The organism is Robertmurraya sp. DFI.2.37 (genome assembly GCF_029211245.1).
Lineage (GTDB): Bacteria > Bacillota > Bacilli > Bacillales > Cytobacillaceae > Robertmurraya > Robertmurraya methanolica_A.
On the sequence record NZ_JARGEJ010000447.1, the window covers coordinates 1 to 335 of the forward strand.

At 41.8% G+C, this 335-nt stretch carries 1 pseudogene; it reads right to left on the reverse strand.

From position 1 onward, the window contains the following. A pseudogene (locus PZE06_RS27240) lies at nt 1-335 on the reverse strand (IS21 family transposase); the annotation flags it as partial.

Genomic DNA, 335 nt, shown 5'->3' on the forward strand with positions numbered 1-335 from the left:
CGTCATGCACTTAGTCATCACAATATCCATTAATGCTGGATACTGTTGAATCACCTTGTAGATGATGGAAAATTGGTCTCGACGATACCTCGGGTATCGTTGGCTGATCTCATCCAAATAAGCAGCTACTTGTGTCTGATTTTCAAAGTAAGAGATTAGACGTTGCTTAAGCTCTTCAACCCCTTTGGAGCGATCACGAGTATGATGTCGGTTTTGAATGAGTTTTCCTTTTTCTGAGCTAATAAGGTGCTCGGCAATTACCTCACCATTTACTTTTCTGCGAATGACGAGCGTCTTTTGCTCTTCGCCTGTCGTTTCAATCCATACAAGATTCT